This is a genomic window from Caballeronia sp. dw_276 (assembly GCF_018449635.1).
GTDB lineage: Bacteria > Pseudomonadota > Gammaproteobacteria > Burkholderiales > Burkholderiaceae > Caballeronia.
Genome location: NZ_JAAVUV010000004.1, coordinates 22,125 through 47,377 on the forward strand (window position 1 = coordinate 22,125; position 25,253 = coordinate 47,377).

Annotated in this window: 22 protein-coding genes; 9 read left to right on the top strand and 13 right to left on the bottom strand. The window is 60.9% G+C overall.

From position 1 onward, the window contains the following. The first annotated feature begins 132 nt into the window (after positions 1-132). Together HB633_RS08880 and HB633_RS08885 are read left to right on the top strand one after the other, a co-directional pair. A complete protein-coding gene (locus HB633_RS08880) occupies positions 133-1,686 on the top strand; it encodes a histidine kinase dimerization/phosphoacceptor domain -containing protein (RefSeq protein WP_213777742.1) in 1,554 nt (517 codons plus the stop codon). Positions 1,687-1,981: 295 nt separating this feature from the next. Next, positions 1,982-3,085 (top strand): hypothetical protein, encoded by a 1,104-nt coding sequence (locus HB633_RS08885; RefSeq protein WP_213777743.1) that lies wholly within the window; start codon positions 1,982-1,984, stop codon positions 3,083-3,085. An 18-nt stretch (positions 3,086-3,103) separates the two neighbouring features. On the opposite strand, the gene HB633_RS08890 is transcribed toward HB633_RS08885, so the two are convergent. Then, positions 3,104-4,252 (bottom strand): CaiB/BaiF CoA-transferase family protein, encoded by a 1,149-nt coding sequence (locus HB633_RS08890; protein WP_213777744.1) that lies wholly within the window; start codon positions 4,250-4,252, stop codon positions 3,104-3,106. 219 nt (positions 4,253-4,471) lie between these two features. On the opposite strand from HB633_RS08890, the gene HB633_RS08895 reads away from it, so the two are divergent. Beyond that, positions 4,472-5,266 carry a hypothetical protein gene (locus tag HB633_RS08895; protein WP_213777745.1) on the top strand — a complete coding sequence of 265 codons (795 nt, stop codon included), beginning with the start codon at positions 4,472-4,474 and terminating at the stop codon, positions 5,264-5,266. Here HB633_RS08895 and HB633_RS08900 read toward each other — a convergent pair. Continuing rightward, positions 5,214-6,164 (bottom strand): LysR substrate-binding domain-containing protein, encoded by a 951-nt coding sequence (locus HB633_RS08900; RefSeq protein WP_213777746.1) that lies wholly within the window; start codon positions 6,162-6,164, stop codon positions 5,214-5,216. The genes HB633_RS08895 and HB633_RS08900 overlap by 53 nt on opposite strands. 155 nt (positions 6,165-6,319) lie before the next feature. On the opposite strand from HB633_RS08900, the gene HB633_RS08905 reads away from it, so the two are divergent. Together HB633_RS08905 and HB633_RS08910 are read left to right on the top strand one after the other, a co-directional pair. Beyond that, on the top strand, positions 6,320-7,501 hold the full coding sequence (locus HB633_RS08905) for a M20 aminoacylase family protein (protein WP_213777747.1): 1,182 nt from the start codon (positions 6,320-6,322) through the stop codon (positions 7,499-7,501). A gap of 53 nt (positions 7,502-7,554) precedes the next feature. Continuing rightward, positions 7,555-8,868 carry an MFS transporter gene (locus HB633_RS08910; RefSeq protein WP_213777748.1) on the top strand — a complete coding sequence of 438 codons (1,314 nt, stop codon included), beginning with the start codon at positions 7,555-7,557 and terminating at the stop codon, positions 8,866-8,868. An 8-nt stretch (positions 8,869-8,876) separates the two neighbouring features. Here HB633_RS08910 and HB633_RS08915 read toward each other — a convergent pair whose 3' ends face one another. From HB633_RS08915 to HB633_RS08930, 4 genes are read right to left on the bottom strand one after another with little or no spacing between them, the layout of a single operon-like run. Further along, entirely contained in the window at positions 8,877-9,428 is a 552-nt protein-coding gene (locus HB633_RS08915) for a DUF4136 domain-containing protein (RefSeq protein WP_213777749.1), read from the bottom strand. A 13-nt stretch (positions 9,429-9,441) separates the two neighbouring features. Continuing rightward, a complete protein-coding gene (locus HB633_RS08920; protein WP_213777750.1) occupies positions 9,442-11,811 on the bottom strand; it encodes a CHASE2 domain-containing protein in 2,370 nt (789 codons plus the stop codon). Between the two features lie 9 nt (positions 11,812-11,820). After that, positions 11,821-13,179, bottom strand: coding sequence for a FecR domain-containing protein (locus HB633_RS08925; RefSeq protein ID WP_213777751.1), 1,359 nt, complete (start codon positions 13,177-13,179; stop codon positions 11,821-11,823). A 6-nt stretch (positions 13,180-13,185) separates the two neighbouring features. Further along, on the bottom strand, positions 13,186-13,878 hold the full coding sequence (locus HB633_RS08930) for a response regulator transcription factor (protein WP_213777752.1): 693 nt from the start codon (positions 13,876-13,878) through the stop codon (positions 13,186-13,188). Positions 13,879-14,990: 1,112 nt separating this feature from the next. Here HB633_RS08930 and HB633_RS08935 point away from each other — a divergent pair. Together HB633_RS08935 and HB633_RS08940 are read left to right on the top strand one after the other, a co-directional pair. Beyond that, positions 14,991-15,773, top strand: a complete 783-nt coding sequence (locus tag HB633_RS08935; protein ID WP_213777753.1) for a substrate-binding domain-containing protein — start codon at positions 14,991-14,993, stop codon at positions 15,771-15,773. Positions 15,774-15,824: 51 nt separating this feature from the next. Beyond that, on the top strand, positions 15,825-16,430 hold the full coding sequence (locus HB633_RS08940; RefSeq protein WP_213777754.1) for a pyridoxamine 5'-phosphate oxidase family protein: 606 nt from the start codon (positions 15,825-15,827) through the stop codon (positions 16,428-16,430). On the opposite strand, the gene HB633_RS08945 is transcribed toward HB633_RS08940, so the two are convergent. After that, positions 16,424-17,491, bottom strand: coding sequence for an LLM class flavin-dependent oxidoreductase (locus HB633_RS08945; protein ID WP_213777755.1), 1,068 nt, complete (start codon positions 17,489-17,491; stop codon positions 16,424-16,426). The genes HB633_RS08940 and HB633_RS08945 overlap by 7 nt on opposite strands. 225 nt (positions 17,492-17,716) lie before the next feature. On the opposite strand from HB633_RS08945, the gene HB633_RS08950 reads away from it, so the two are divergent. Both HB633_RS08950 and HB633_RS08955 read left to right on the top strand, forming a co-directional pair. After that, positions 17,717-18,355, top strand: a complete 639-nt coding sequence (locus HB633_RS08950) for a 2OG-Fe(II) oxygenase (protein WP_213778196.1) — start codon at positions 17,717-17,719, stop codon at positions 18,353-18,355. 132 nt (positions 18,356-18,487) lie between these two features. Further along, positions 18,488-19,579 carry a porin gene (locus HB633_RS08955; protein ID WP_213777756.1) on the top strand — a complete coding sequence of 364 codons (1,092 nt, stop codon included), beginning with the start codon at positions 18,488-18,490 and terminating at the stop codon, positions 19,577-19,579. 92 nt (positions 19,580-19,671) lie between these two features. Here HB633_RS08955 and HB633_RS08960 read toward each other — a convergent pair whose 3' ends face one another. The 6 genes from HB633_RS08960 to HB633_RS08985 are packed head-to-tail and all read right to left on the bottom strand — an operon-like array spanning position 19,672 to position 25,253. Then, positions 19,672-21,201, bottom strand: a complete 1,530-nt coding sequence (locus HB633_RS08960; protein ID WP_213777757.1) for a class I adenylate-forming enzyme family protein — start codon at positions 21,199-21,201, stop codon at positions 19,672-19,674. Beyond that, positions 21,198-21,962, bottom strand: a complete 765-nt coding sequence (locus HB633_RS08965) for a VOC family protein (RefSeq protein WP_213777758.1) — start codon at positions 21,960-21,962, stop codon at positions 21,198-21,200. Before HB633_RS08965 ends, HB633_RS08960 begins: the two co-directional genes overlap by 4 nt. Then, positions 21,962-22,393: a PaaI family thioesterase gene (locus HB633_RS08970; protein WP_213777759.1), complete on the bottom strand. Its 432-nt coding sequence runs from the start codon at positions 22,391-22,393 to the stop codon at positions 21,962-21,964. Before HB633_RS08970 ends, HB633_RS08965 begins: the two co-directional genes overlap by 1 nt. 21 nt (positions 22,394-22,414) lie before the next feature. After that, positions 22,415-23,419, bottom strand: coding sequence for a zinc-binding dehydrogenase (locus tag HB633_RS08975; protein ID WP_213778197.1), 1,005 nt, complete (start codon positions 23,417-23,419; stop codon positions 22,415-22,417). A 39-nt stretch (positions 23,420-23,458) separates the two neighbouring features. After that, complete coding sequence (locus tag HB633_RS08980) at positions 23,459-24,460, bottom strand: ABC transporter substrate-binding protein (protein WP_213777760.1); 1,002 nt, start codon at positions 24,458-24,460, stop codon at positions 23,459-23,461. A gap of 19 nt (positions 24,461-24,479) precedes the next feature. Next, a complete protein-coding gene (locus tag HB633_RS08985; RefSeq protein ID WP_213777761.1) occupies positions 24,480-25,253 on the bottom strand; it encodes an ABC transporter permease in 774 nt (257 codons plus the stop codon).

The window sequence follows — 25,253 nt, forward strand, 5'->3', positions numbered from 1 at the left end:
GCACGCCAGCCGTCCTCTAAAATCGGCCAAAATCCTTCAAAATTAATCTCGCGGTTAGAATCGCGTACTAAGCCGGAATTGTCATAAGTTGATGCACACGACAATCGCGCCGCTGCCGCCGAGGAGAAGTTGATGGACGCATTGCCACCCGAAGAGACCATCCGCAGCGCCGTCGACCGCTCGGTGAGCCGGTTGCGCCTGCAGCACGAGATTGCCGTGCAGTTCGCGACCTCGGTCCTGCGCTTGCATAACGCCGACGCGCTGCTCGACGAAGCGTGCAAAGCGGTATCGGCGGGATTGCATTCGCGTTTTGTCAAAGTGCTGCGCTACCAGCCGGAAAGTCAGACCTTCGTGCTGGAAGCGGGCGTGGGCTGGGACCCGGCGGATATCGGCACGACAGAACTCGGCGCCGACGACGCCAGTCCCGCCGGCCACGCGTTTACGAGCGGCCAGCCGGTGTTGTCGAATCATCTGGGCGCTGAACACCGCTTCCGCACGCCGGAACTGCTGACGCGCCACGGCATCAAGCGCGCGATCAACGTGCCCATTCGCGGCATTCCGGAAACCTTCGGCGTACTGGAGGCCGACAGTTCCGACGACGAAGACTTCAGCGAAACCGATATCGTTTTCCTGGAAGGCATTGCAAACGTGATTTCGATGAGCCGCGAGCGGCTCATGGCGGAATCGCAGACAGATGCCGACGAGCTGTTCTCAACCAGCGTGCTGAACGCGAGCGTGGATTGCATTCAGGTGTTGTCGCTGGAAGGCGGTATCGAGTTCATGAACGACAACGGGCTCGCCGCGCTGAAAATCGATGACTTCTCGGAAATCGGCGGCACGCAGTGCGTCGAGTTATGGCCCGGCGATCAGCGGACGAAGGTCCTGCACGCGCTGGAGACGGCGGTGAACGGCGAGCCGACGCGTTTCGAGGGCCCTTGCCCGACCTGCGCCGGCGATGCACGCTGGTGGGATGTATCGGTCGCACCCATTCGCGATGCCGACGACCACGTCAAGCGCGTCGTGCTCACCATGCGCGACGTGACCGAGCGACATGAGAACGAAGAGAAACTTGCCGCGCTGGTATCGAGCCAGGAAATCCAGTTGGGCAACTCCGCGCTGATGATGAAGGAGGTGCATCACCGCGTGCGCAACAGCCTGCAACTCGTGCAGACGCTGCTCGCGCTCCAGGCGAATCTTGCCGGCGACAAATCTGTAGCCACCCATTTGCAAGCCGCCGCCACGCGCGTTCGGACGGTCGGATCGGTGCATCACCGGCTTTATCAGGACGACGGCGCCGAAGCCACCGACGCGACAAGTTACCTGCGCGGCCTGACCGCCGACCTGGCCGAGCTTGCTGCGGATCGCGAAGTCACACTGGAAGGAGAATCCATCGTACTGCCCGCCGCGCGGCTCGCGCCGCTCGGGCTTGTCACCGCGGAACTCGTAACCAATGCGCTTAAATACGGCCGCGGCAAGGTGCGCGTCAGGCTGGAACGAGCAAGCGATGCGTTATTGCTGGCGGTCGAGGACGAAGGCGACGGTTTCCCGAACGACTTTCCGAAACCGCAAGGCACCGGCCTCGGCATGCGGCTGGTGACGACTTATGCGGGCAAAGGCATCGGGTCGGTGACGGTCGATCGCAACGTGCCTTATAGCCGGATCGTGGTGAGATTCGCGGCGGGCTGAAGCCAGGTCGTTAATCAGGGCGATTTACAGGAGCGCCCTGATTTAATAATTCGGTCTTACTAAACATAATCGGCCACCATAATCGGCCATCAATTCTTTCGATTCAATCAGACATACAAACTGATACAGCGCGCCGTTTTTCCGGGTGTTAAGCTAAAGCGAATCAATCGTTGCGTCGCCGTTGCGCCTTCCCAAGAAGATTGTTTTACCGATCCGCAGCCCGAACGGCGCGTCTTACCGTTGCGTGCTCACTCGCGACAATCCCCTTCGAATCAGTCCAACCGGATACGTGCATATGCCAGAGATCAGTACCCAGGAAAGCAAGCCGTCAGGTGAATCGCGGACAAAAATCCTGATGTGTCCTTTCACCAATTACACCAATCGCTATATCGAGATTCAGAAGAATCTATTTACCGAGATTGGTTACGACGTGATGCCCCTTTCCATAAAAGGTTTGCTGCAAGGCGGATTTGTCGAGCTATTCAAGCCGAACAACGTCCTCGTATTCCACTGGCTCGAGTATCGGCCATTCAAGCGCGAGAAAGGCCGCGCTCAGTTCAGCATTTCAGGCAGCCTGCTTTTCGCTTTCTATTGCACGCTGATCATGATTGCCAGAGCGAAGACCGTGTACTTCGTGCACGACCATATCGTTCACGATACAACCGGCTTCAACCGGGGACTCGCCAAACGCGTGATGTCGTTCATTCGCGGTCTGGCCGATTTCCGTGTGGTCCACGCGCCGAACTTCGAGGAAAAGTACAACGCCACGTATCTGCCCCATCCGCTGTATTGGGATTCGCCGGGGCAATCGCCGACCGTGCCGAAGAAGGAAAGCGGCAAGCCCTTGTTCTCGCTGCTTGGTGTGATCCGCCCATACAAGCAGATCGACGCCGTTCTCGAAAACTGGCCGAGCGAATGCAATCTGCAGATTGCGGGTCTCGGCACCGAGGCCTATCTTGCGACGCTCAACGAGATACTCGACCGGCGGAAGCTGCGGGGCGCGGTGAACCTGGACGCCAAATTCCTTTCGGACGCCGAGTTCGCGCAAAACGTGGTGAATACAGACGTGATCATCCTGCCGCACGCCGCCGATTCCATGCTGGTGAGCGGCGCGTTCTTCGAGGCAATCGGACGCGTGCCGCTGGTGATCTCGCGCTCCACGCCGTTCATGAAATGGGCGGCGAACAAGTTCGACAACGTCCATCTTTTCGATGACATCAGCGAGCTTCCGGCTATCGTGCGTTCGATCAGCGAATCGTGGCCGGCGGCAGCGGCGAGTTCGGCCAACACGCTCGCCACCGATGAATTCGGCTGGCGCGCATGCCGCCGGCGTTATGAGCAGTTCTTCGAGTCCGTCGTGGGACGGCGCAAGGTGGTTAAGGAGGCGGTGGTGGAGTAGAGCGCGGTTTGGCAAGCGCTAGATAATCGTCTTCCGCCTAAGCGCCTCAATCATCTCATCCGGCACATTCCAGTCGCGAAGAATCTCGTCGGTATGCTGCCCGGGACTTGCTGGCGCCGCGCTCACCTCCGGCGCCGTCTGGCTGAAACGCGGCGCTGGCGCCGGTTGCGTCACACCATCGACTTGTATGAAAGTCTCGCGCGCCCGGTTATGCGCGTGCAACGGCGCCTCGTCCATGTCGAGAACGGGCGCGAAACAGGCATCTGTACCCTCCATCAACTCGCACCATGCCTGCCGCGGTTTCGTTGCGAAAACCGCCGCAATCTTCGCTTTCAGCTCCGGCCATTTGCTGCGGTCCATATGGTTATCGAAGCCGGGATCGTGGATGTCGCACAGCTTGAGCAGCAACGCGTAGAACTGCGGCTCGATCGATCCAACCGATACAAACCTGCCATCCGCGCACGCGTACGTGTTGTAGAAGTGCGCGCCGCCGGAAAGCATGTTCGAGCCGCGTTCGCCCGTCCACGCGCCGAACGCCTTGTAGCCGTAGATCATCGCGCCGAGGAGCGCCGAGCCTTCGACCATGGCGGCGTCGATGACCTGCCCCTTGCCCGACCCGCGTGCTTCCAGCAGCGCGCACACCACGCCGAACGCGAGCATCATCCCGCCGCCGCCAAAGTCGCCTACAAGATTCAGCGGTGGCACGGGAGGCGCGTCGCCCCTGCCGATCTCGTGCAACATGCCACTCATCGCGATGTAGTTCAGGTCGTGGCCGGCGGCGTTCGCAAGCGGTCCATCCTGTCCCCAGCCGGTCACGCGGCCAAAAACCAGCTTCGGATTTCGTGCTGCACAGACATCCGGTCCAAGCCCGAGCCGCTCCATCACGCCGGGGCGAAAGCCTTCGATCAACCCATCGGCTTGATCGATCAGATGCAGCGCCAGCTCGCGCCCTTCTGGTTGCTTCAGATCGAGCGCCAGGGAACGGCGGCCGCGCGCCATGACATCGAACCGGGTGCCTTGCATGGGATAAGGTGTCGCGCCGCCCGTCGGCTTCCGGTCGATGCGGATCACTTCAGCGCCCATGTCGGCGAGCATCATCGCGGCGAACGGGCACGGTCCGAGACCCACCATTTCGACGATCCGAATTCCCTTAAGCGGGCCGCTCATTTGCCGGATCCGCAGACCAGCACGTAAATGACTAGCGATTTCATATCGATTTATCCTTGAGCGTCCGGCGGACTCGCGCGGCAATTGAATAAACTCTACACCGCGAGCAGCCGATTTATTTGCGCCACGCACCATCGAATAGAATTGAAACCTTATGTGCTGCTCTTGCAGCACGAAGACCAGCCAGCGGTCCGCGATCATGTCCATGGGAGTCTGCTAATGCGTCTTCAGCCATTCAGGCACGCGAGCTTGTGCGCCGCTTGCGTGCTTTTGTGTTTATCGGCGGGAGTGCGGGCTCAGCCGGCCAGCGGCGCAAGCTCGACCTCGGCGGCGGCCGTCGAATTGACCATCACGCCAGGCTTTACCGGCGACGATCCCGTGTCCGTCAGGGACGCGCTCGCACACAAGCTCACGCCCGGAAAAACGCGCACGTTTGCTCATCGCGTGGAAGACCTGATTGGCACGGCGCTGCCCAAGACGCTTCACGATCCCGCGATAACCGACGCGAAGCTCAGCCGCGACCTCGCATTCGTGGTCCCGGCGCCGTATGGCATCAGGTATCGCTCGAAGATCCACGTCATGACCGTAGACGTGGACCTTTCTGACAGCGATCACCCGGACGCCGTCGTGCTGAAGAAGACGATCATGGGCCCGCGCGGGCGCAAGCTCGTCGTCGCGGCGGAAGCGAGGGCGAAGGGCTATATCCAGAATATCGATGTGATCGAACTCGATACAACCACCCGCAAACATAACAAGACCAGCGTGCGCGGGCGGTTCGGGTTATCGGAGGCGGCGTTCGAGGCCGCGGGCGATGGCGATCTCGCGCTGGTGCTGATCTGCCGCGTGGTGCCGCCTTACCTGACCGAAACCGTCGAACATAGCGACCCGACCAACGAAGAACCCACCGACATCACCACGCGCACCGCGACGCTGCACGCGAATATCGGCGATGTCTGGTTGATCAATCGCGAGAAAGGTGTCGTGCTGGCGAAGGGCCTGCATCTCGTGAAGTAGGCGTGCGGCGTGATGCAACCACGTCCTGCAGGCATTCGACCAGCAGGGACGCCGCCGGCGTGAGCGGACTGTCGCGGCGCGTCACCACGCCGATCGCGATGGCCGGCGGCAGATCCGTTATAGGCAGCACGGCAAGGCCATCGCCGACCCAAAGATGATCGAGCAGCGGCGCGGGCAAGGCCGCGATGGTGTCCGAGCCGCGCAACAAGCCGTGCGCGATCACGAAGCTCGGACATTCGATCACCCGCTTCGGCTCCGGCAAGCCGCGCTGGGCAAAAAAATCGAGCAATTCACGCGTCGAGCTTTCAGGCGACGGATTGAGCAGCCATTCGGCATCGACGAGTCCGGCGAGCGTCGTGCAGCGCGCGAGCGGATGACCCTCGCGGCCGACTATCACCGACGGGCTCTCGTACAACTCGATGTAATCGAACTCCGGACCAAGACGTTCCGGCTTGACGACGGCCACGACAAAGTCCAGCGAGCCGTCGCGCAGACGCGGCAGCGCCACGCCCGGAAATCCTTCGATAAAACTCACGCGCGCGTTGGGCATCTTTTCACGGAAGATCTGGAACGCTTTCGGCAGTATCGATAACGCCGCGCTCGGCGTAATGGCCGCGGCAACGCTTCCGGTCAGTTCGCCTTTCATGTGTGCGATGTCGTCTTCCGCGCGGCGCATTTCGCTCGTCACCATCTGCCCGCGAATTCGCAACTGCTGCCCGAAAGCGGTGAGTTGCACACCACGCGCCGTGCGCAGCACGAGCGGCACGCCGAGGTCCTGTTCGAGCTCCTTCAATGCCTTCGTCAACGCGGCTTGCGAGAGATGCAGGCTGCGCGCCGCCGCGCGAATGCTGCCCTGCTCGGCGACCGTCAGGAATGCTCGCAATTGATGGTATTTCATCTACATCGATCTCTCTTGTCTCGATTCGCCAGCGACAAATACGGGTTTCTACCGACAACCCACGGTAGTCGCAAATTTAATTAGCTGTCTTCTGGTTTGCTCCCGGACTTTATATGCTTGACCGGTGTTAGTCACCCGTCTTCAAGGAGCTTGTCATGTTGTCAGTCGATCCCGTCATTCCCGGTATTGCCGCCATTGCACCGGAGTTCATCGCCGTGCGCAGGAAGATTCACGCACATCCCGAACTTGCATTCGAGGAACGGGCGACGAGCGATCTCGTTGCCGGTTTGCTTGAGCAGTGGGGTTACGAGGTAACGCGTGCTGTGGGCAAGACCGGCGTGGTCGGCGTGCTGAAACACGGGGCCGGCAAGAAGCGCATCGGCTTGCGCGCCGACATGGACGCGCTGCCTATCGAGGAAGCGACCGGCCTGAGCTACACAAGCGCCGTGCCGAAGACCATGCACGCGTGCGGTCACGACGGCCACACGGCCATGCTGCTGTGCGCGGCACGATATCTGGCGGAGAGCCGGCAATTCTCGGGAACACTCACGGTGATCTTCCAGCCCGCCGAGGAAAGCTACGGCGGCGCGCGCGTGATGATCGAAGACGGGCTTTTCGAGCGATTTCCCTGCGATGCCATCTTTGGCCTCCACAACATGCCGGGCTTTGAAGCGGGCGGCATGAACTTCTGCGCCGGACCCGCGATGGCGTCGGCGGATCGCGCGACCATCGTGTTGCGCGGTCTTGGCGGCCACGGCGCGCTGCCGCATCTTTCGCGCGATCCCATGCCGGCGGTGGGCGCGATCATCCTGGCGTTGCAGAGCATCGTCGCGCGGGAAGTGGATTCACAGAAGTCGGCGGTGATCTCGGTCGGCAGCGTGAAGGCGGGCGACACCTTCAACGTGATTCCGCAAACCGCCGAAATGAAACTCTCGATCCGCGCGCTCGATCCCGCTGTGCGCGAACTCTTGCGCGATCGCATCGCTACGCTCGTGCACGCTCAGGCGGCGGCGTTCGGCGTGGAGGCGGATATCGATTACGAATGGGGTTATCCGGTGCTTTTCAATCACGCGGACCCGACGGCATTTTCCGCCGATGTCGCCACGAAAATGCTCGGCGCACAACGCGTCGATACCAACGCGAAGCCGCTGATGGGCAGCGAGGATTTCGCCTACATGCTGCAGGTCGTGCCGGGTTCGTATGCGTGGATTGGCAACGGAATCGAGGGCAAAGGCAGTTGCATGGTCCATAACCCAGGCTACGACTTCAACGACGACGTGCTGGCGATTGGCGCGAGCTACTGGGTGCGACTGGCCGAAGCGTATTTAGCCGACTGAGTGGCTGACTGAACGCTTCCAATATCCCTAAGCACCGCGCATCGAGAGAAAACATGGGCATTCCTTCATTACGCGATATCGACGTGGCAACGGGCGCCGTTCCGGCGCGCAAGCAGAGCCGCGCTCGACTCGTCACGGCGGCGGCCGTAGGCAACGCGCTGGAATTCTACGACTTCACCGTCTACGGATTCTTCGCGCTCGTGATCGGCAAGCTGTTTTTCCCGGTGCAGGATCCGGTGGGGCAATTGCTGCTCGCCGTCGCGAGCTTCGGCGTCGGCTTCTTCACGCGGCCGGTCGGCGGATTGTTGATCGGCATTTATGCGGACCGCGCGGGACGCAAGAAAGCGATGGTCCTAACCCTCGGCCTGATGGCCCTGGGCACGGCGATGATCGCAGTCGCGCCAACCTATGCGCAGGCCGGCGTCGCCGGGCCGTTGATTCTAGTGATCGCGCGGCTGATCCAGGGATTTTCGGCGGGCGGCGAAGTGGGGGCGTCGACTACGTTGTTGATCGAGCAGGCGCCGCCGAACCGGCGCGGCTTCTATGCAGCGTGGCAGTTCGCGAGCCAGGGCCTGGCCGCGCTTGCGGGCGCGCTGACCGGCGTCGCGCTGACGGCAAGCCTCACGCCCGCGCAACTCGAAAACTGGGGATGGCGCGTGCCGTTCATCATCGGCACGTTGATTGTGCCGGTCGGCTGGTGGCTGCGCCGCACGCTCGAAGAAGAACCGCCGCGTACGCTCTTGACCAAGCCGCCAAAACTACCTCTGCTCGATGTGATCCGAAACCATCAACGCGCGCTCTTGACGGGGCTCGGCCTGACGATCGCCGGCACGGCCGCACATTTCATCATCGTGTTTTATCTGTCGATTTATGGCGTAAAGACGCTCGGGCTGCCGCCGGCAACGGCCATGCTTTCAGGATGTTTGTCGGGTGCGATCATCTTCGTGCTCGCGCCGGTCGGCGGTTATCTGACCGACCGCTTCGGACGCAAGCCGCTTGCGCAAATCACCCGGGTCATCCTGATGCTGGCGATCTATCCGGCGTTTGTCGCGCTGAACAAGTGGCCGGCGACCAGCACGCTGATCACGGTGGTGGCGCTGCTGTCGGCGGTGCACGCGATCAACATCGGCGGCGTTGGGGCCATGCTCGGCGAGCTTTTTCCACGCTCCGTTCGCGCGACGGGCGGCGCCGTGGTGTATAGCTTCGGCGTCGCGATTTTTGGCGGCTTCGCGCAGTTCTTCGTGACGTCGTTGATCATCGTGACGGGCAGCGTGCTCGCGCCGGCGTGGTATGTGATCGGCTGCGGCGCGCTCGGTTTGATCGCGGTTGCGTGCATGGATGAAACGTCCGACAAGGCGCTGGATTGACGGCGTTTTCAATCGCAACGCGCCGGGTCGACAAGCTCGCGCCGATCGGCGTTCTGCAACGGGAATCTGTTGAACGCGCATTTCATCAGCGCCGGCAAGGCCGCGTTTCCCACCGGATCGCGGTCGGCATGCGTGACGCTGACCTGATACACGATCGCGCCGGTCGCTTTTCCGATGAACTGGACCGTCAGCGCGTGCACATAGCGCTTTCGTTCGAACAACCCTTTCGGTGCTTCGATGTCATCGCAGGCGCTTTCCGGCGCGGCTGAACACGTTGCCTGAACGCGGACGTTCCCCGGGCGGGTCGCGTAGCCTAGCTTGATCAAGTAGTCCGCGCGGTTTGCCGACGCGGAGCGCAGGCCCTGGGCGGCGAGCGCTTCATCGAGTGTTCGCGTGGTGGCGTCATCTGCAGCCGCTTGCGCCGAGTCGAGCGCATACGTCTTGACGCCGCTTGTCGTAAAAGCGCCATCGCGATATGCGCTGATGCGAACCGGTTGTTCACTCGCGCAAGCGCTTAGGATCGCAAGACAGAGTGCGGCGGCTATTGTTCCTGGTCTCACTTCATTCCCCTCTTTATGGTTCGACGCCGTGCGCAGGCAGCGCGATCGTCACGGACGTTCCCATGTTCAGCGCGCTTTCAATCGCGATCTCGCCGGCGTGGCGGTTGATCACGGTCTTGACGAACGCCATGCCTAGACCCGTTCCGTCGCTTGCCGGCTGGCCATCGGCGTGAAAGCGGCGAAAGCGCTCAAAGAGATGCGTTTGCTGTTCGATAGCAATGCCATAGCCTTGATCGCGGACCACGCAGGTCACGGCATCGGGCATCGCACTGACGATGCAATCCACGCGTGTCGCGGGCGGGCTGTACTTGACCGCGTTGCTGAGCAGGTTGATCAGCGCGCGCGTCATGAGGGAACGGTCGGCCAGCACCCAGAAATGATCGCCTTCGGACAGGCATCGGACATCGATCTGTTTCGCGTTGGCCTGCGGCCAGATCTCGTCGCTGGCGTCGATGGCGAGTTCGTGCAGATTCAAAAGCTCAAGCTGATAGTGCTGCGACTCGGCGCGCGCGAGTTGCACGAAGTCATCGGCCAGAGCGAGCGATCGGCGCGCGTAGCGTTCAATGCGCGCCATCAAATCAAGCGCGCGAGGCGAATCGAGATGCGGCCGCTCGGTGTCGAGCAGCGCCAATATGGATGCCTGCGGCGAGCGCATGTCGTGTGAGAGGAGATGCAGCATGTCGTCACGCTGACGCTCGGACGCGTGCAGCGCGGTGATGTCGACCCAGCTTGCGATCCATCCCGGCGCTTCGCCCGCGCTCGTCGTGCACGGCGCGTAGCGCAGCATGTGGTCGCGGCCGTGGCGGTCGCGTACTTCGATGCCGCGCGTCATCACGTCCGCGTGCGCGCTCACGCGTGGATCGAGCACAGCGGGCCACGAGATCTCGCGGCTGGTTTCATCGACGAGGCGCACGAAGTGGAACGTGCTGAAGACGTCCGTGATGGACATGTCGGTGAAACGCATGGGCCCGAGGTGCAGGTGCGCGGGGTCGTTGACCAACAGGATCCGTCCGTCGTGATCGCAGACCACGATGGGCTCCGGCAAGCTGTTCAGGCTATCCCAGATGAATTGCCGCATGTTGCGCTGACGTTGCACGGCCTGGCGCGTGAGCCCGATAAGCCGTTCGAGCATATCGCCCGCCGCGCCTTGTGGTTTTATATCGGCGCCGGGCAGAAGGTTGGGTTCGGCGGCAAGCAGCCGCAATTCCTGGCCGAGATACGACATCGCGACTTCGAGACGCCGCCAGCTCCACAGCAGATAAATGAGCGCGAGTCCGCCAAGCGCGGGAACAGGCGAGAGCCAGCGCGAACGCACGTACATCAGTGCAGCGCTCGCGATGAGGCTCGCAAATGCGAGCCCGACAGTCAGGATCAGCGACTGGAACGGCGACATCACCAACAAGCCACCGAGCAGCAGCAAAACAGGAACGACGCTCGCCCATGCGCCCGTTTGATCATCGACGGGTTCGATGGCCTGCCCTTCGAGCAGCGCGTCGAGAATCGTCGCGTGGATATCGACGCCCGGCAACTCGCCGATCGCGCCGGATATCGGCGTGGCGAAGCGGTCGCGCAAGCCTGCCGCCGTCGCGCCGACGAGCACGATCTTGCCCGCGAAGAATTCGGGCGGCACCTGGCCGAGCATTGCGGACGCAAACGAAACGCGCGGGTATTCCACCGATGCGCGCGAGAACGGAATCATCATGCGATGTGCGCGTTTTACGTCCTCGTCAGTCCGCGCTTCGATCCGCGATGCACCCGGCAACAACGCATCTGCACCCCGCAACGCCCGGTACACCGGCACCATCAATCCCGGCCACCAGTCGTGGCCGCTGCCCTCGAACAGCGAGACGCTGCGCGCAATGCCGTCGCGGTCTACATCGAGATCGATATGTCCGATGCCCGCAGCGGCATTGCGTAGAACAGCAACCGGTTCGATGGCCGCGGGCGCGCTCTGGTTGACCGGCTGCCGGTCGACCAGCAACGGCAAATAGGTGGGCACGCGTTTCATCGCGCTGGCGAACGCCGCATCGCCCGGCGACGATTCCGTGAACAGCACGTCGTAAGCCACGGCGCGGGGCTTCGCTTGCGCGATCTGCTCGAGCAGCGCGGCGTGCGTGTCGCGCGGCCACGGCCAGCGTCCGAGCTCGGCAATGCTTTCATCGTCGATGGCGACGATCACAATGTCCGATGCCATCCGATGCTTCGAATGCAGCAGCAGTTGATCGTAGAACAGAAAGCTCGCGCGTTCGCTCAGCGGACTGAAGACGCCATACACGACCGCCGCAATTCCGATTGCGCCAATCAGCGTCCACTCGATCAGGAACCGCTTGCCCAGCGACGGTCGCGGGTCCCGCCGGCTGCGAAAAGAAAAGCGCCACGGCATGCGTCGCGCCTACCGGGTTTGCGTGAACGAGCGGATTTCGCCCGGCACGGAAAGCAGCCGGCCGTTCTCGAAGACATCGACGACGACGCTCCAGTAGTACTTGCCCGGCGCCAGATGCGCGACCGACATGGCGCCGCCGGTCACATCGAGCAGATCGATAAGCGGCGCGCTCAAGTCATCGTTCGTTGACAGAATGAACCGATACCGCGCTGCCTCTCCATCCACGTGCCATTTGAACGCGTAGCCGCCGCTTTCGGTCGGCGCGGCGGTAAGGTTGGTGGTATCGAGGTGGCGGACGAAGGTGAACACTTGAGGCAAGCCATCTATGCCTTTTGGGTCCGTGGCCGAAACACGCACGAAGTAGTTGCCGTCAGGGATGTCGTCGAATGCTACGTGCAGGCCGCTCGAACGCTGGTCGCGCAGGAGGTCGAGGAAACCGGCATCGGTGGCGATTTCCGTGCGATAGGCGCTGGCGGCATCGACCGGTGTGAGATCGAATTCGACTTGTTTCAGGCGCTGCAGTTTGTCGGGCTCCGTGATCCCCGGCGCGTCCAGCAGCGCGACAGGCGTGCCCGCGGTTGCGCCCGTGCGCGTGACGTTGCCGTAGCCGGCCAGAACCAGCGTTTCGGCATCGCCCGGAAATGGTTGCGGCCTGGCCGATCCATCCGGCGAGCTGTCCACGCCGATCTTGCCCGCAAGGACTTCGACCGTCGTCGCGTCCTGTTGCGCCAGATAATTCACGCGAAAACGCGTGCCGCGCACGCCCGCAACCACCGACGGCGACGTGACCCGGAACGAATCGCGCGGGTTCCTGAGCGGAGTGACATCGGTCGTGACTTCGCCTTGTTTGAGGTCGAAACGGCGTTCGATCGCGCCCGTGAGCAACGTCGTGCGCAGGCGCACGATCTGGATGCGGCTGCTCGATGGCAGCACGATGTGCGAGCCATCGGGCAAGGTCATCGATACAAATGCGTCGCGACCCGTGCGTACTTCGTCACCTTCCTGCAGCAACGCGCCGGCGCTCACAGGGATGAACGGCACGCCCGGCGCCGTGCTTTTTTCGACACCGCCACGCACCGCGACCACGCGCGCCGCCAGCAATTTCTGCTTGAGCCGCCCGGTCGGCATGGCAAGGCGCGAGTTTATCTGCAAACGACGCGGATTTGCGACGTGATTCAGGTCGCGCACGAGCCGCCAGTCGTCGGAACTTTCCATGTATTGACCGGCGAGCGTGTAAAGCGAATCGCCGGACTTCACCACGTATTGCGTGATATCGCGCGGCGGCAGACTTTTCGCGTGCGCGGCTTGCATGGAAAGAAACAATGCAACCGCCAGCACGCCATGCCCAGTTTGACTAAACCCATTCACGACGAATCATTCCCCCACTTTCTCAAGCCGATAGCCGTAGCTGTAAATCGGCGTGATGCGGTATCCGTTTTGAGGCCGCAACACCAGCTTGGAGCGGATCTGCGACACGTGTGTATCGATGGTGCGCGACGGAATGTCGACATCCTGCCGCCACACCGATTCGCGAATATGCGTACGCGATAACGGCCTCGACAGGTTGCGAAAGAGCAGCAGCGCCAGCTCGAATTCCTTTTGCGTCAGCGCGACGGGTTCGCCATTGATCATGGCGAGCTGCGCCGGGATATCGAATCTATAGATACCGTAGTTCTCATGCGGCACGTGTTTCTGCTGCTGCGCGTAGATCCGGCGAAGAAGCGCCTCGACGCGCGCGAGCAGCACCGGCGGCGACACCGGCTTCAGGATGTAGTCGTCCGCGCCCGCATTGAGCATCTGGACAATGTCCGTTTCCACGCTGCGACTTGTCAGGAACAGGACCGGCAAGTTCGTTGCGAGATTTTGGCGAACCCATTTCAGCACGATGTCGCCGGGCATTTCCGGCATGTTCCAGTCGAGCAGCAAGAGGTCGAATGGCTGGCGCCTGAGTTCGTGGATCAGGCTTTTGCCGTCCGTAAACACCCGACACTCATGCCCCGCCGAGGTCAGCGTCTGAGCCACGTATGCCGTCTGACTCAGGTCGTCGTCCAACACGCAAATCCGCATTGCCTGATTCCCCGTTGAATAATCCAGACAGTCCTTTTACTTATCGTTCGTTTTTTCTTGCTAAATGCGTGATTTTATTTTTTGCTCGGCGGTTTCAAACCAGTCCGTGGCGTTTATTATACTTTTTCGATAGTTGTTACCGCATTTGAATCAGCATTCTATCGATACTTTTCATCACGTGATCCCAAGCGGCGGCAGAATAATCTTCTCGTGCGTTTGCGCACATGCGCGCAAACGTTATCAGCCGTCGTGCCGTTTGTTCGCAATGCGTGAGCGGAACCGGCCCTTCGTGATCGCTAATCAAACCGTCGAATTGATCTCCGCTGCGCTCCACCGATCGATTCAATGCGACAAGCCTTTTGCGCAAAATATCGGCGAGCCACGGCAATTCATCCGCACAAGAATCTGCATACGCTTCAATTGCCGCCCGTGCGTGGCGGTCCTTTTCAAGATCCAGCGTGATCCGGCGCAAGCCACTGGCAGCTTGCCCCGGCCGGATTGTTGACTTCAAGGCAACCGGACCTCCACTGGATTTACTCAACATCATCAGCCCCCCGGCCTTTATTTGCTCAACCCGTGCTTAATCCGTTTTTGCGAGTCCGCTCAAAAGGGATTGCACCGCGTCGCGTTGCATGTGGCTCAGGCCGGAATCCCTTAACATCATCAAGCGGTTTCTCCAGTATCTGGCGTGAAAAATCGCGCCGTCCGCGTCCGAGCGGACACAGCGAAACATCACGGTCCGAATATGCGTTATTTCCGCATCGATAATACTCGACGCGTGATTCCCCTGATAAAGCGCTTTCCTTTTCACTGATGTCCCCGAGCCAACGTTTTGATCGCGCCATGAATGGTCTCCCCAAGCGCTCGATTAAACGGTTCCCCGAAAATGCAACCTGAATTCCAATTGCTGTTTTCGATACGCCACTCTACCGCTGTTCACTCTCTGTTTATGCCCAGTTTTCACTATTTAACAGTTCGCGGGACGATTGATGGTCCGGCTGAAGCCTGTCCATCCCGGGGTGTCCCCTAGCGACCTGACGGCACATGCCGATTAAACTTTCGCGGCTACGGTTTGCTGCTTTCATCGACTTCCTCACCTACTCGCATATTTCATGAAATCGTTCTTGTTGAAGCTGTCAGCGTGTACTTTCATCGGCGCCGCAGCAGCCGCGTCCGCAGTTCAAGCCGCGGAACTGCACGTAATGAGTTCAGGCGGCTTCACGGCGGCCTACAAGATCCTCGGCCCGCAATTCGCGGCGACCAGCGGCAATACGCTCGATACGGCGCTTGGTCCCTCGATGGGCAAGGCGCCCGAAGCTATCCCGAACCGGCTCGCGCGCGGTGAACCCGCCGATGTCGTCATCATGGTCGGCTACGCCCTCGACGATCTGATCAAGCAAGGCAAGGTCATCCCGGGATCGCGCGTGGAGCTTGCAGATTCGCCCATAGGAATGGTCGTGCGGGCAGGTTCGCCAAAGCCGGACATCGGCACGATCGACGCGTTGAAGGACACGCTGTTGCATGCAAAGTCCGTTGCCTACTCCGATAGCGCCAGCGGCGTGTACATACAGAACGAGTTGTTCAAGCGGCTCGGCATCGAGGATCAGGTCAGGCCCAAGGCGACGATGGTGCCGAAGATTCCGGTGGCGTCGGTGATCGCGACAGGCGACTACGAGCTCGGCTTTCAGCAAGTGAGCGAATTGCTGCCGGTGCCGGGCGTGACGTTCGTCGGCAAGATTCCCGACTCGGTGCAATCGGTCACGCGCTTCGCGGCCGGTATTCCCGTCGGCTCGCAGCATCCGGTCGAGGCGAAGGCGCTGTTGCAATACCTGGCGTCGCCCGCGGCGCTGCCTGTGGTGAAGCAGACGGGACTTGACCCGGTGGCGTCGCATTGATGCCGCGTTCGAGTGCTAATCTACGCGGCCAAGCATTCAAGGACCACGGCCATGCTGACTAACGTCGAAGAACTCGAAAGCATCTACGGAAAACCGAACGAGCGGTCGGTGCGCAAGGAAATCTCGTACATCAGCGAAGACTACGCCGCGTTCATTCTTGCATCGCCGTTCGTCATGCTGGCGTCAGCGGGGGAAGACGGACTCGATTGTTCGCCCAAAGGCGATGCCATGGGGTTCGTGCGTATTCTCGATGCACACACGCTCGCCATTCCGGATCGCCCGGGCAATAACCGCATCGACACTTTGAGGAATCTCGTGCATGACCCGCGCATTGCGTTGCTGTTTTTGGTGCCGGGAGCGGGAGAAATGATGCGGGTGAACGGGCGTGCATCGATTGCCGACGACAGCGACCTGCTCGCGTCATTCAACGTGAACGGCAAGCCGCCGCGCACGGTGATCCTGGTGCATGTGGAGTCGGTTTATTTCCATTGCTCGAAGGCGGTCGTGCGATCGGACTTGTGGAACGCAGAGAAGCACGTGGATCGCGCGAGCTTGCCAAGCGCCGGCGCAATGCTCAAGAACGTGAGCGACAGCAGCTTCGACGCCGATGCCTACGATCGCGCGCTCCCCGGCCGTCTGAAGACCGACCTTTACTGAGCTTCCCGAGCTGCTGCAAGCTCGCGCACGCGCGGAATGACTTCTTCGGCGAAGCGGCGCATATCGGTTTCGAAAGGCTGGAACTGCAGCATGAACAGTTCGATCCCTGCCCGATGAAATTCCACGATGCGCTCAGCGACCGTCGCATAACTTCCGACCAGGCCCGCCGCCGTGCCGCCGTTCGTTCCCACGCGCGCCGACTTGCTGAAGGTCTGATGCATGACCGTCTTCGGATCGCTGTTCTGCTTCACGATGGCGCGCAGCGGCGCATCTTTCGCAGCGAGTTCGAAGAGGTGGTCGAGATGATCCTGCGCTTGTGCATCGGTCTCGCGCGCAATCACGAATGCGGATAACCCGAACCGTAGCGCAACGCCTTCACGATGGCGAGCCGCGACATCGGTGATCAGATGCTTCACGTCGTCCAGCGGCTGACCGTTGATGAACCAGACATCGCCTTTGTCCGCGACCAGCGCGCGCGCCGGTTCGGATTCGCCGCCTACATAGATGCGCGGACGCTCGCGATACGCGCTCGCCGGCAGCAGCAGATAGTCTTCGACATCGAAATGACGGCCTTTGAAGGTCGTGCGTTCGCCGCGCAAAAGCGCGCTCACCACGCTGATCCACTCGTGGCCGTAGGCGTAACGTTCATCGTGTTCCGCGAAGCCGATACCCGCCTTCGCCAGTTCCGGCCGGTTCCATGCGTTGACCAGATTAAGTGCGAAACGCCCGCCGCTGATCTCCTCGATCTGCAGCGCCATTTTCGCGAGCACGACCGGATGATAAAGATAGGGCTTGATCGCCGTGATGATCTCGATGCGCGTGGTCAGCGCCGCGATCGCCGCCGATGCAGTCCACGCTTCGAGCTGGTCGAGCTTTTCATCGTGGGGATTGATCGTGTGCTGCGCAATCAGCGTGGCGTCGAAGCCGAGCCGTTCCGCTTCCAGGATCAGGTCGCGATTGCGGGTCCAGGAAGCATCGTAAGGTTCGTCGGGATCTTGAAGCGCTGCACGGCTGCCGTGGACGAGCGCCCAGATGCCGAAGCGGGGAATATTCGCGGACATTTGAAACCGAAATGGAAAGTGTCGGGGCATGATGCGTGGCGCGGCGGGCGCGGGTCAACGAAGCGCTTTTACTTTTTTCTTCTATGCATTGCGCGCTGGGAAATAAGGCCCGGTGTTAATATCTCTCGCTCGGATTCAAGCCCCACCCCGCCGTTTTTCCCGCTCCGGACCAGACGTCCGACCTTCCACCCGCACCCTCGTTCTATGGAACAAGTAGTGACCCGTATGCTCTTGCCGGCGCAGTCCGAAACGCGCGCAGATGACTTGCACCGACAGATTGCGGACGCGGTTCATAAACATGGCTGGGCGGAGCACGACGCCTTTTTGCCACCTGAACTCGTGGTGACGCTCGCGCGGGAATGCGCGGCGCTGGCGGCGGCGGGCTCCCTGACGCGCGCGGGTGTGGGCCAAGGTGCGGCGCGCACGCTGCAACCCGAGATTCGCGGCGATCAGATCCAGTGGCTGCAAGCGGGTCAATCCGATGCATGCGACCAATATCTGGCGATCATGGAAACGCTGCGGGTCGGGCTGAATCGTGAACTCTTCCTCGGACTCGATGAATACGAAAGTCACTTCGCGTTCTACCCGCCGGGGGCGTCGTACAAGCAGCATCGCGACCGTTTCCGCGATGACGACAGCCGCGTTGTATCGGTCATCGTCTATTTGAATGCGGACTGGCTGCCTCAGCACGGCGGGGCGCTGCGGCTGCATCTCGACGACACTGCGGATGCAATGGGCGCCAGGGACATCTTGCCCGTCGCCGGCCGGATTGCCATGTTCTTGTCCGCCGACATGCTGCACGAAGTTTTGCCCGCGACACGCGACCGCTTATCGCTTACAGGGTGGTTCAGACGCCGCGTCTGAGCTCTTCCTCGCCATCCATAGCCGGCCGAAAATGCAGGTTTTTGTTTGCGCGTGTATCCTTCGATCCGTTTGAAGCGGTCGCTACAAAGTGATTTCATGGACGGCGAGCGCTTCCGAAATTCGGAGGAGACGATGAAAAAACTGTGGATCGCGGCCGCTGTCGGTTGCGCCGGCGTCAGTGGCGTGCAAGCGCAGTCGAGTGTCACGCTGTACGGACGTATCGACAACGGCGTTGAGTACATGAGCAACGTCGGCGGTCATAGCCGCTGGCGGCTCGCGAGCGGCGAATGGGGCACGGGATTGTTCGGCCTGAAAGGCTCCGAAGATCTCGGCGGCGGCAACAAGGCAATCTTCAAGCTGGAATCCGGCATCAACACGAGCGACGGCACCGCCGGCGACACCAATGGCCGCCTGTATCAACGCTACGCGTTCGTGGGTCTTGCCAACGATACCTACGGCACGTTTACGCTTGGCCGCATGCTTGCCATATCTAACGGTGTGTGGGACTTCGATCCGTTCGTGCAGCAGGCGTGGTCATCGGCGTCACTCGTGCGCAGCCGCAACTGGAACAAGACGAGCAACAACATCCAGTATCAATCACCGAACTGGTATGGCATTGATGTTCTCGGCCAGTACTCGCTTGGCAATACCACCAGTTTCAACCAGGGACAAAAGAACGCCGACGGCACCTTTGCCGACTACGGCCGCTCCGATGGCATCCAGCTCACCTACACGCGGCAATACTTCCAGATCCGCGGCATCTTCGATGAAATGCGCGACGCGAATGGCCGGTTCTCCGACCTGTTCCTGTACTCGAGGGAATACATCGCGATGGTGAACGCGTACGTGGGCAAGTTCAAATTGCAGGCGGCATACACGCACATGCACGCGGACGCCACCGTGGCGGGCGCGCCGACTTCCGGCGATCACGAATGGGGCGGCGTGACCTATCAATGGACGCCTGTGTTCGCGACGACGGCCGCCGTGTTCCATATCAATACCAATGGCGACGCGTTGCAGGGCGGCGGGCGCGCGACCATGTTCGAGATCGGCACCACATACAATTTCTCGAAGCGCACCTTCCTGTATGCGACGGCAGCGACCGTACGCAACAGCAACGGTGCGAACTTTTCGCTGGAAGCGAACAGCCAGACGAGCGCCGACAACCCCACGCCGGGTGGCAACCAGTCAGGCGTTTATGTGGGGATTAACCACTCGTTTTGAGGATGCGGCGGGGTTCAGGCAGGGAAACGACCGCTTTATCATCGGATTTTAAATATATCAAAACCGATGATATAACTTGATAAGCCATCGCCCTAGCCTTCTTGCGCGAGCCGCTTCGCCGCGTCCCGCTTGAGCGCCGCCCGATCGATCTTGTTTGTTGAAGCAAGCGGAAACGCATCGACGAACCATACCTGGCGCGGATGCTGGTACGCAGGCGCGTGTTCCAGTGCAAACTTTTTCACCGCCTCTGCGCTCAGTTCCGCGCCCGGTTTGCGCACGATAAACGCAACGGGCTTGGTGCCCTTGATGGCATCGTCGACAGGAATCACGCTCGCTTGCTGAATCAGCGGATGCCGCTCCAGCATCTTCTCCACGTCACCGGGAAAGATGTTTTCACCACCCGAAACAAACATGTCGTCCCGTCGCCCGATGAACGTATAGAAGCCGTTTTCATCGCGGCGAAACACATCGCCCGTGCGATAAAAGCCGTCCGGCGTAATCGGCGGCGCCAGGTCCGCGCGATTGTGATAACCATTCATGAGTCCGGGGCTACGCATCTCAAGTTCGCCCTCGTCGGCCACTTGCCCGTTTGTATCGACAAGACGAAGCTGCACCAGCGGATGAGCCACGCCGATGGCAAGCGGCGGCGTCGGAACACCGCCGGGATGCGGTCCGAACACGACCGGCCCGCCCTCGGTCGTACCGTACGCGTTGATCACTTTGGCGTTCGGCAACAAGGCGTGGATCTGGTCGAGCAACGCGCCGCTGACCGGTGCCGAACCCATGCGCACGTAACGCACCGATGACAGATCCGTCTGCGAAAGCAGATCGCGCTCCTGCATCATCATCGCAATCATCGGAGGGACAGAAGTAAGCCAGGTGCAGCGATATGTGTCGACAGCGCGAATGTAATTGCGCGCGTTGAAGGCAGGCATCAATACGGTCGTGGCGCGCGCGGCAAGCGCCAGGAACGCGAGCGCGAGCGCGTTCATATGATAAAGCGGCGCGGCGATCAACACGCGTTCGCTCTTTAGAGGCAGCGCCGCAAGGCGCGTCTCGACAACCCAGCGATGACTCGCGTGCGAGAGCACGACGCCTTTGGGCCGGCCTGTGGAACCTGATGTATAGAGGAACAGCGCGGCTTGGTTTTCGTGCGGAACGACCGGATCAAAGCGACCGCCATGCGTCTTCGCATCGGCGATAAAAGCATCAAAACCGTGCTCGCTATCCGCGCTATTGAATACAACTCGCGGTAACGCACTCGGTGCATCGGGAAAACGTTTTGGATCACTGAATACCAGCCGAGCCCCGCTATCGGCGATGACTTCCGCGATCAACGCCCGAGGGAACTTGTAGTTGACCGGCACGGCGACCAGCCCCGCACGCATGATGCCGAGCATCGTCGCGACGTATTCAGCGGAATTGGCCGCAAGGACCGCGATGCGATCACCACGCGCGTACTGCCGGCGAAGCGTATGAGCGACAGCGTCAGCAATGGCATCGAGTTCCGCGAACGTGTACAGACGCGCGTTGAACGTTTCGTCAAGGCCGATGATCGCAACGGCGTCCTTGTCGGTGGCGTCCCGGGAAATCAACGCCCCGAGATTGGTGGGGAACGTCATGACTTGAATTCCAGCAAGGTATCGAAGCGCGGCAAGGCGACGAGCGCGCGATCCGCGTCGACTTGAACGGGCAAGCCAGCGGCATTCGCTTTCTGTCCCAAGGATCGCCACGCCGGCGTACGCGCGGTGATCGCGGCATAACGCGGTCCGCGCGCCGCAACGTGCGCGGCCATTGCGCCGAAATGCTGGTCGAAGGTTTCACACGTCCAGTACACCAACTCGAATCCCGGCGCGATCTCGCCGAGCTGCACGTACGGTTCGGGCGCTACGTCGATCAGATGCAGCGCGCTCAAGCTCATTACGCCATTTGGATGCTGCTGCCATTCATCGCGGAACACGAGTTCCGGAGTCAGGTGCTGGCAAAAATAGACGCGACCGCCATCGAGTTGACCGGGCTTCAGGCGCACTGTCGTGAAGCGTGCATCGCCAAGGGGCTCGACCGGCCGCGAAAATGTTTGCGGCGGTGTGGCATCGAAGCCGGCCTGCTGCAAGTCCGTGAAGGTTGCGTCAGGATCACTCGTGCGGAACACGAGGCCGTCAGCGCCGAGCGGACTGTTCAGGATTTCCTCCCGCACGGTCTTGCCATCGGCGGGCAAGCCGATAAGTTCAAGATAGTGGTCGCCGAAGACGATTGCGTGGTTGATCGAGCCGAGCGTGTGATACCCGCGCGGCGCGACCGTGAAACCGAGTTGCTCGAAGACGGCCTGAGCGGCGTCGGTGTCGAAGCGCGTGTTGATGACCAGATGATCGAGCGCAAGCATCACGTTGCCTGCGTCGCCGTCACCGTTGAATACGCGCCGCGTCCGCTTGCTACGAGCTTGCCATCCTTATCGAAGACTTGCGCTTCGGCCACGGACACTTGCGATCCAAACTTGATCACCTTGCCCTTCACCGTCAGATCGCCCTTGAACGCGGCGCGATGATAATCCACGCGCAAGTCGATGGTCGGTACGCCGCGCCCTGTCTTCGAGACCAGCGCCCAATCCGCCGCGAGATCCACGAGCGCCGCGAGAACGCCGCCATGCGTGTATCCCTTGTCCGGATTCACGACCCATTCTTCGCGCCACGTCGCGGTGAGCTCGATCTCGCCCTCACCCACCGATACCACTCTCAACCCGAGCCATTCGTGGAAGGGACCACGCCGCAGGCGTGCCTCGATATCCTGCGCACTCGGCAAAGTTGCTTCACTCATGATGTTCCTTTCAGCATTGAATTACGGATTGACGACGACCTTGCCCAGCACTTCCCGATCGCGAATCAGCCGCAGTCCTTCTGCGGCTTCTTCGAGCGGCAACGTCCGGTCGATGGCAGGCACGAGTTCGCCCGTCGCGATCTGGTCGAGCAGCGCGCGCAGGTTTTCATCGTAGAAGCTGTTCGAGCCGATGATCTTCAGCTCGAAGCTCCAGATGTATCGAAGGTCTTCCGCCGGCGCATGTCCGGCCGTCGCGCCGCAAACCAGCAGCGTGCCACCGCGTTTCAGGCACTTCAAAGATGGCACCCATGTGTCGCCGCCGGTGAAGTTCACGACGACATCAACACCGCCGTCATAAGTCCGGCGCTGCGGCTTGCCGTACTGTCCGATCGCCCACTTCGAAAAATCCGTGGTCTTGTAGTTCACGGTTTGATCGGCGCCGAGCGCTTTGAGCTGCTCGCATTTTTCGTCGCTGCCGGCGCACGCGATCACTTCCGCACCCAACTGCTTCGCGATCAAGATGCACGCCGTACCCACGCCGCCGCTTGCGCCGAGAATCAGCACGCGGTCGCCGGCTTTCACGGTCTTGTGCGTAACCAGCATCCGGTGCGCCGTACCGTAAGCGACCGGCAACGCGGACGCGGCGTCGTAGCTCACGGCATCGGGCAACGCGATCAACTGCCCGACCGACACGAGGCAATATTGCGCCATGCCGCCATCGAGCATTTCGCCCATCAGGCCCTTCTCGGGATAAAGCGGATTCACGAGCACACGATCTCCCGCCTTCCAGACTTCAACACCCTCGCCCACCTCTGCGATGTCGCCGGCCATGTCCAGACCGATCACGACCGGAAACGGGACCTTGATTCCTGGCATGCCCTTCACCGTGAATACATCGTGATAATTGAATGACGATGCGCGCACACGGATCACAACGTGCCCGGGCGTTGCTTTAGGTACGGGTTTGTCAGTGACCACGTGCAGTTGATCGAGATCGCCATGCTCGTTCAACACGAGCGCTTTCATGGTCGATGGTATGGCGGTTGTCACAGTGTCTTCTCCACGTTATTGAATTGATTTCGATGCGGCGTACGGCGCCGTATCGAAGAGGTCGGCGGGTAATGCACCTTTGATCACGCCACCGTCCACGAAAATTTGATGCTCACGTTTGAGCGTTTCCAGATCGATCGGCTCGAACGTCACACGATTGATGTCCGACCAGCGCGCGGCGTACGCTTGCGCGTCATCGGCCGGCAAGTTCGCACTCTTCTGCAGGATCGCGGCGACATCGTTCTGATGCGCGGCGCCCCATTGCAACGCGGTACGCATGCCGGCAATCAGCTTCGCCACGTCTTGCGGATGCTTCGCAAGATAGTCCGCACGGATCGCACTCACGCCGATGTACGGCGTGGCGTCCGACTTGGTGAGCTTCTTCCATTCGCCGCCGAAACTACCAAGGCGCTTCACCTTCAGCTCCTTCAATTGCGCAATGGTCACGGAGCGCAACGCGGCGGCATCGACCTGTTTTTGCACGAGGAACTGCGCAAGGCGTCCTTCGTTTCCAGGCACGATGGAAAAGTCAGCCGGCTTGATGCCGTAGTTGCCCTGCAAGACGGCGGTTGCTATCGATGCAACCGAACTGCCCGGCGGCGACATGCCGACTTTCTTGCCGCGCAGGTCGGCGAGCGACTTGATGGGCGAGTCTTCAGGCGCGACGAACTCGACGTCCGCGGGCTGGGTTGCGAGCACGATCTTGAGCGGCACGCCTTCCGCCGCAGTGCTGAAAACTGCCGATGCCGGCGCTGCAAATGCAAAGTCGATCGCGTTCGCCGCGAGCGCCCGATTGGGCGCGTTGACATCGGAGAAATGCACGAAGGTCACATCCAGGCCGCGCTGCTGCAGAAATTTCTGCGCTTCCAGAACGGCGCCAAAACCCAGGCTCACGCCGCTTGTCCAGTAGCCGATGCGCATCGGTTCTGCGTGCGCCGTCTGTACAGCGCCTAACGTTGCGCTTGCGGCAATGGCCGCAAAAAGCGCCGCTCTCCTGAATAAATCATGACGTTTCATTTTTGCATTCCCCGTTGGTTCAGTCGGTTTTTTTCCATCGAAACAAACGCCGTTCGAGCGGCTTCAGTACGCCGGCTTCGAGTACGAGCATCAGGACGACCAGGGTCACGGTCCACGCGAAGACTTGATCGGTCTGCACGAGATCCGCCGCCTGCCGCAAGCGATACCCAATCCCGTTCGATGACCCAATGGTCTCCGCGACCAGCGACACGCGCCAGCCGAACCCGAACGCGAGCCGTGCGCCGGCGAAGAAATGCGGCAGGATGGTCGGCAGGAAAATCTTGCGCATGATCTGCGTCTGGGACATACGGAAGCTGCGGGCAAGCTCGACCAGGTTGCCATCTACCGTCAGCGCGCCTTGCCATACATTGGTGAGGATCAGTGGCATGGCCGTCATGAACACGACGAAGATGGTCGTTGCGTTCGAGATGCCGAACCAGATGATTGCGAACACCGCCCAGATCGCCGACGAAACCGTATTCACGATCGAGAGCAGCGGCTCGAAGAAATGCGCCACGCGCGGATTCGATCCGAGCGCAATCCCTAGCGGCGCGCCGACGACTGCCGCCAGCAGGAATCCCCCGACCACTCGATACAGCGTGACTCCAAGGTCATCAAAAAAGGTACCGCTTTGCACGAGCGCGACAAACGCGCGCGCGACTCTTTGCGGCCCGGGCAGCACGAATTGCGGCATGCGCAGAGACGCAAGCCACCACGCCGCCAGCAGCAGCACGACAAGTGCGACGCGTTGCGCCACAGTCGAGGCAAACGAACTTCGTGGGACAGTGGACAT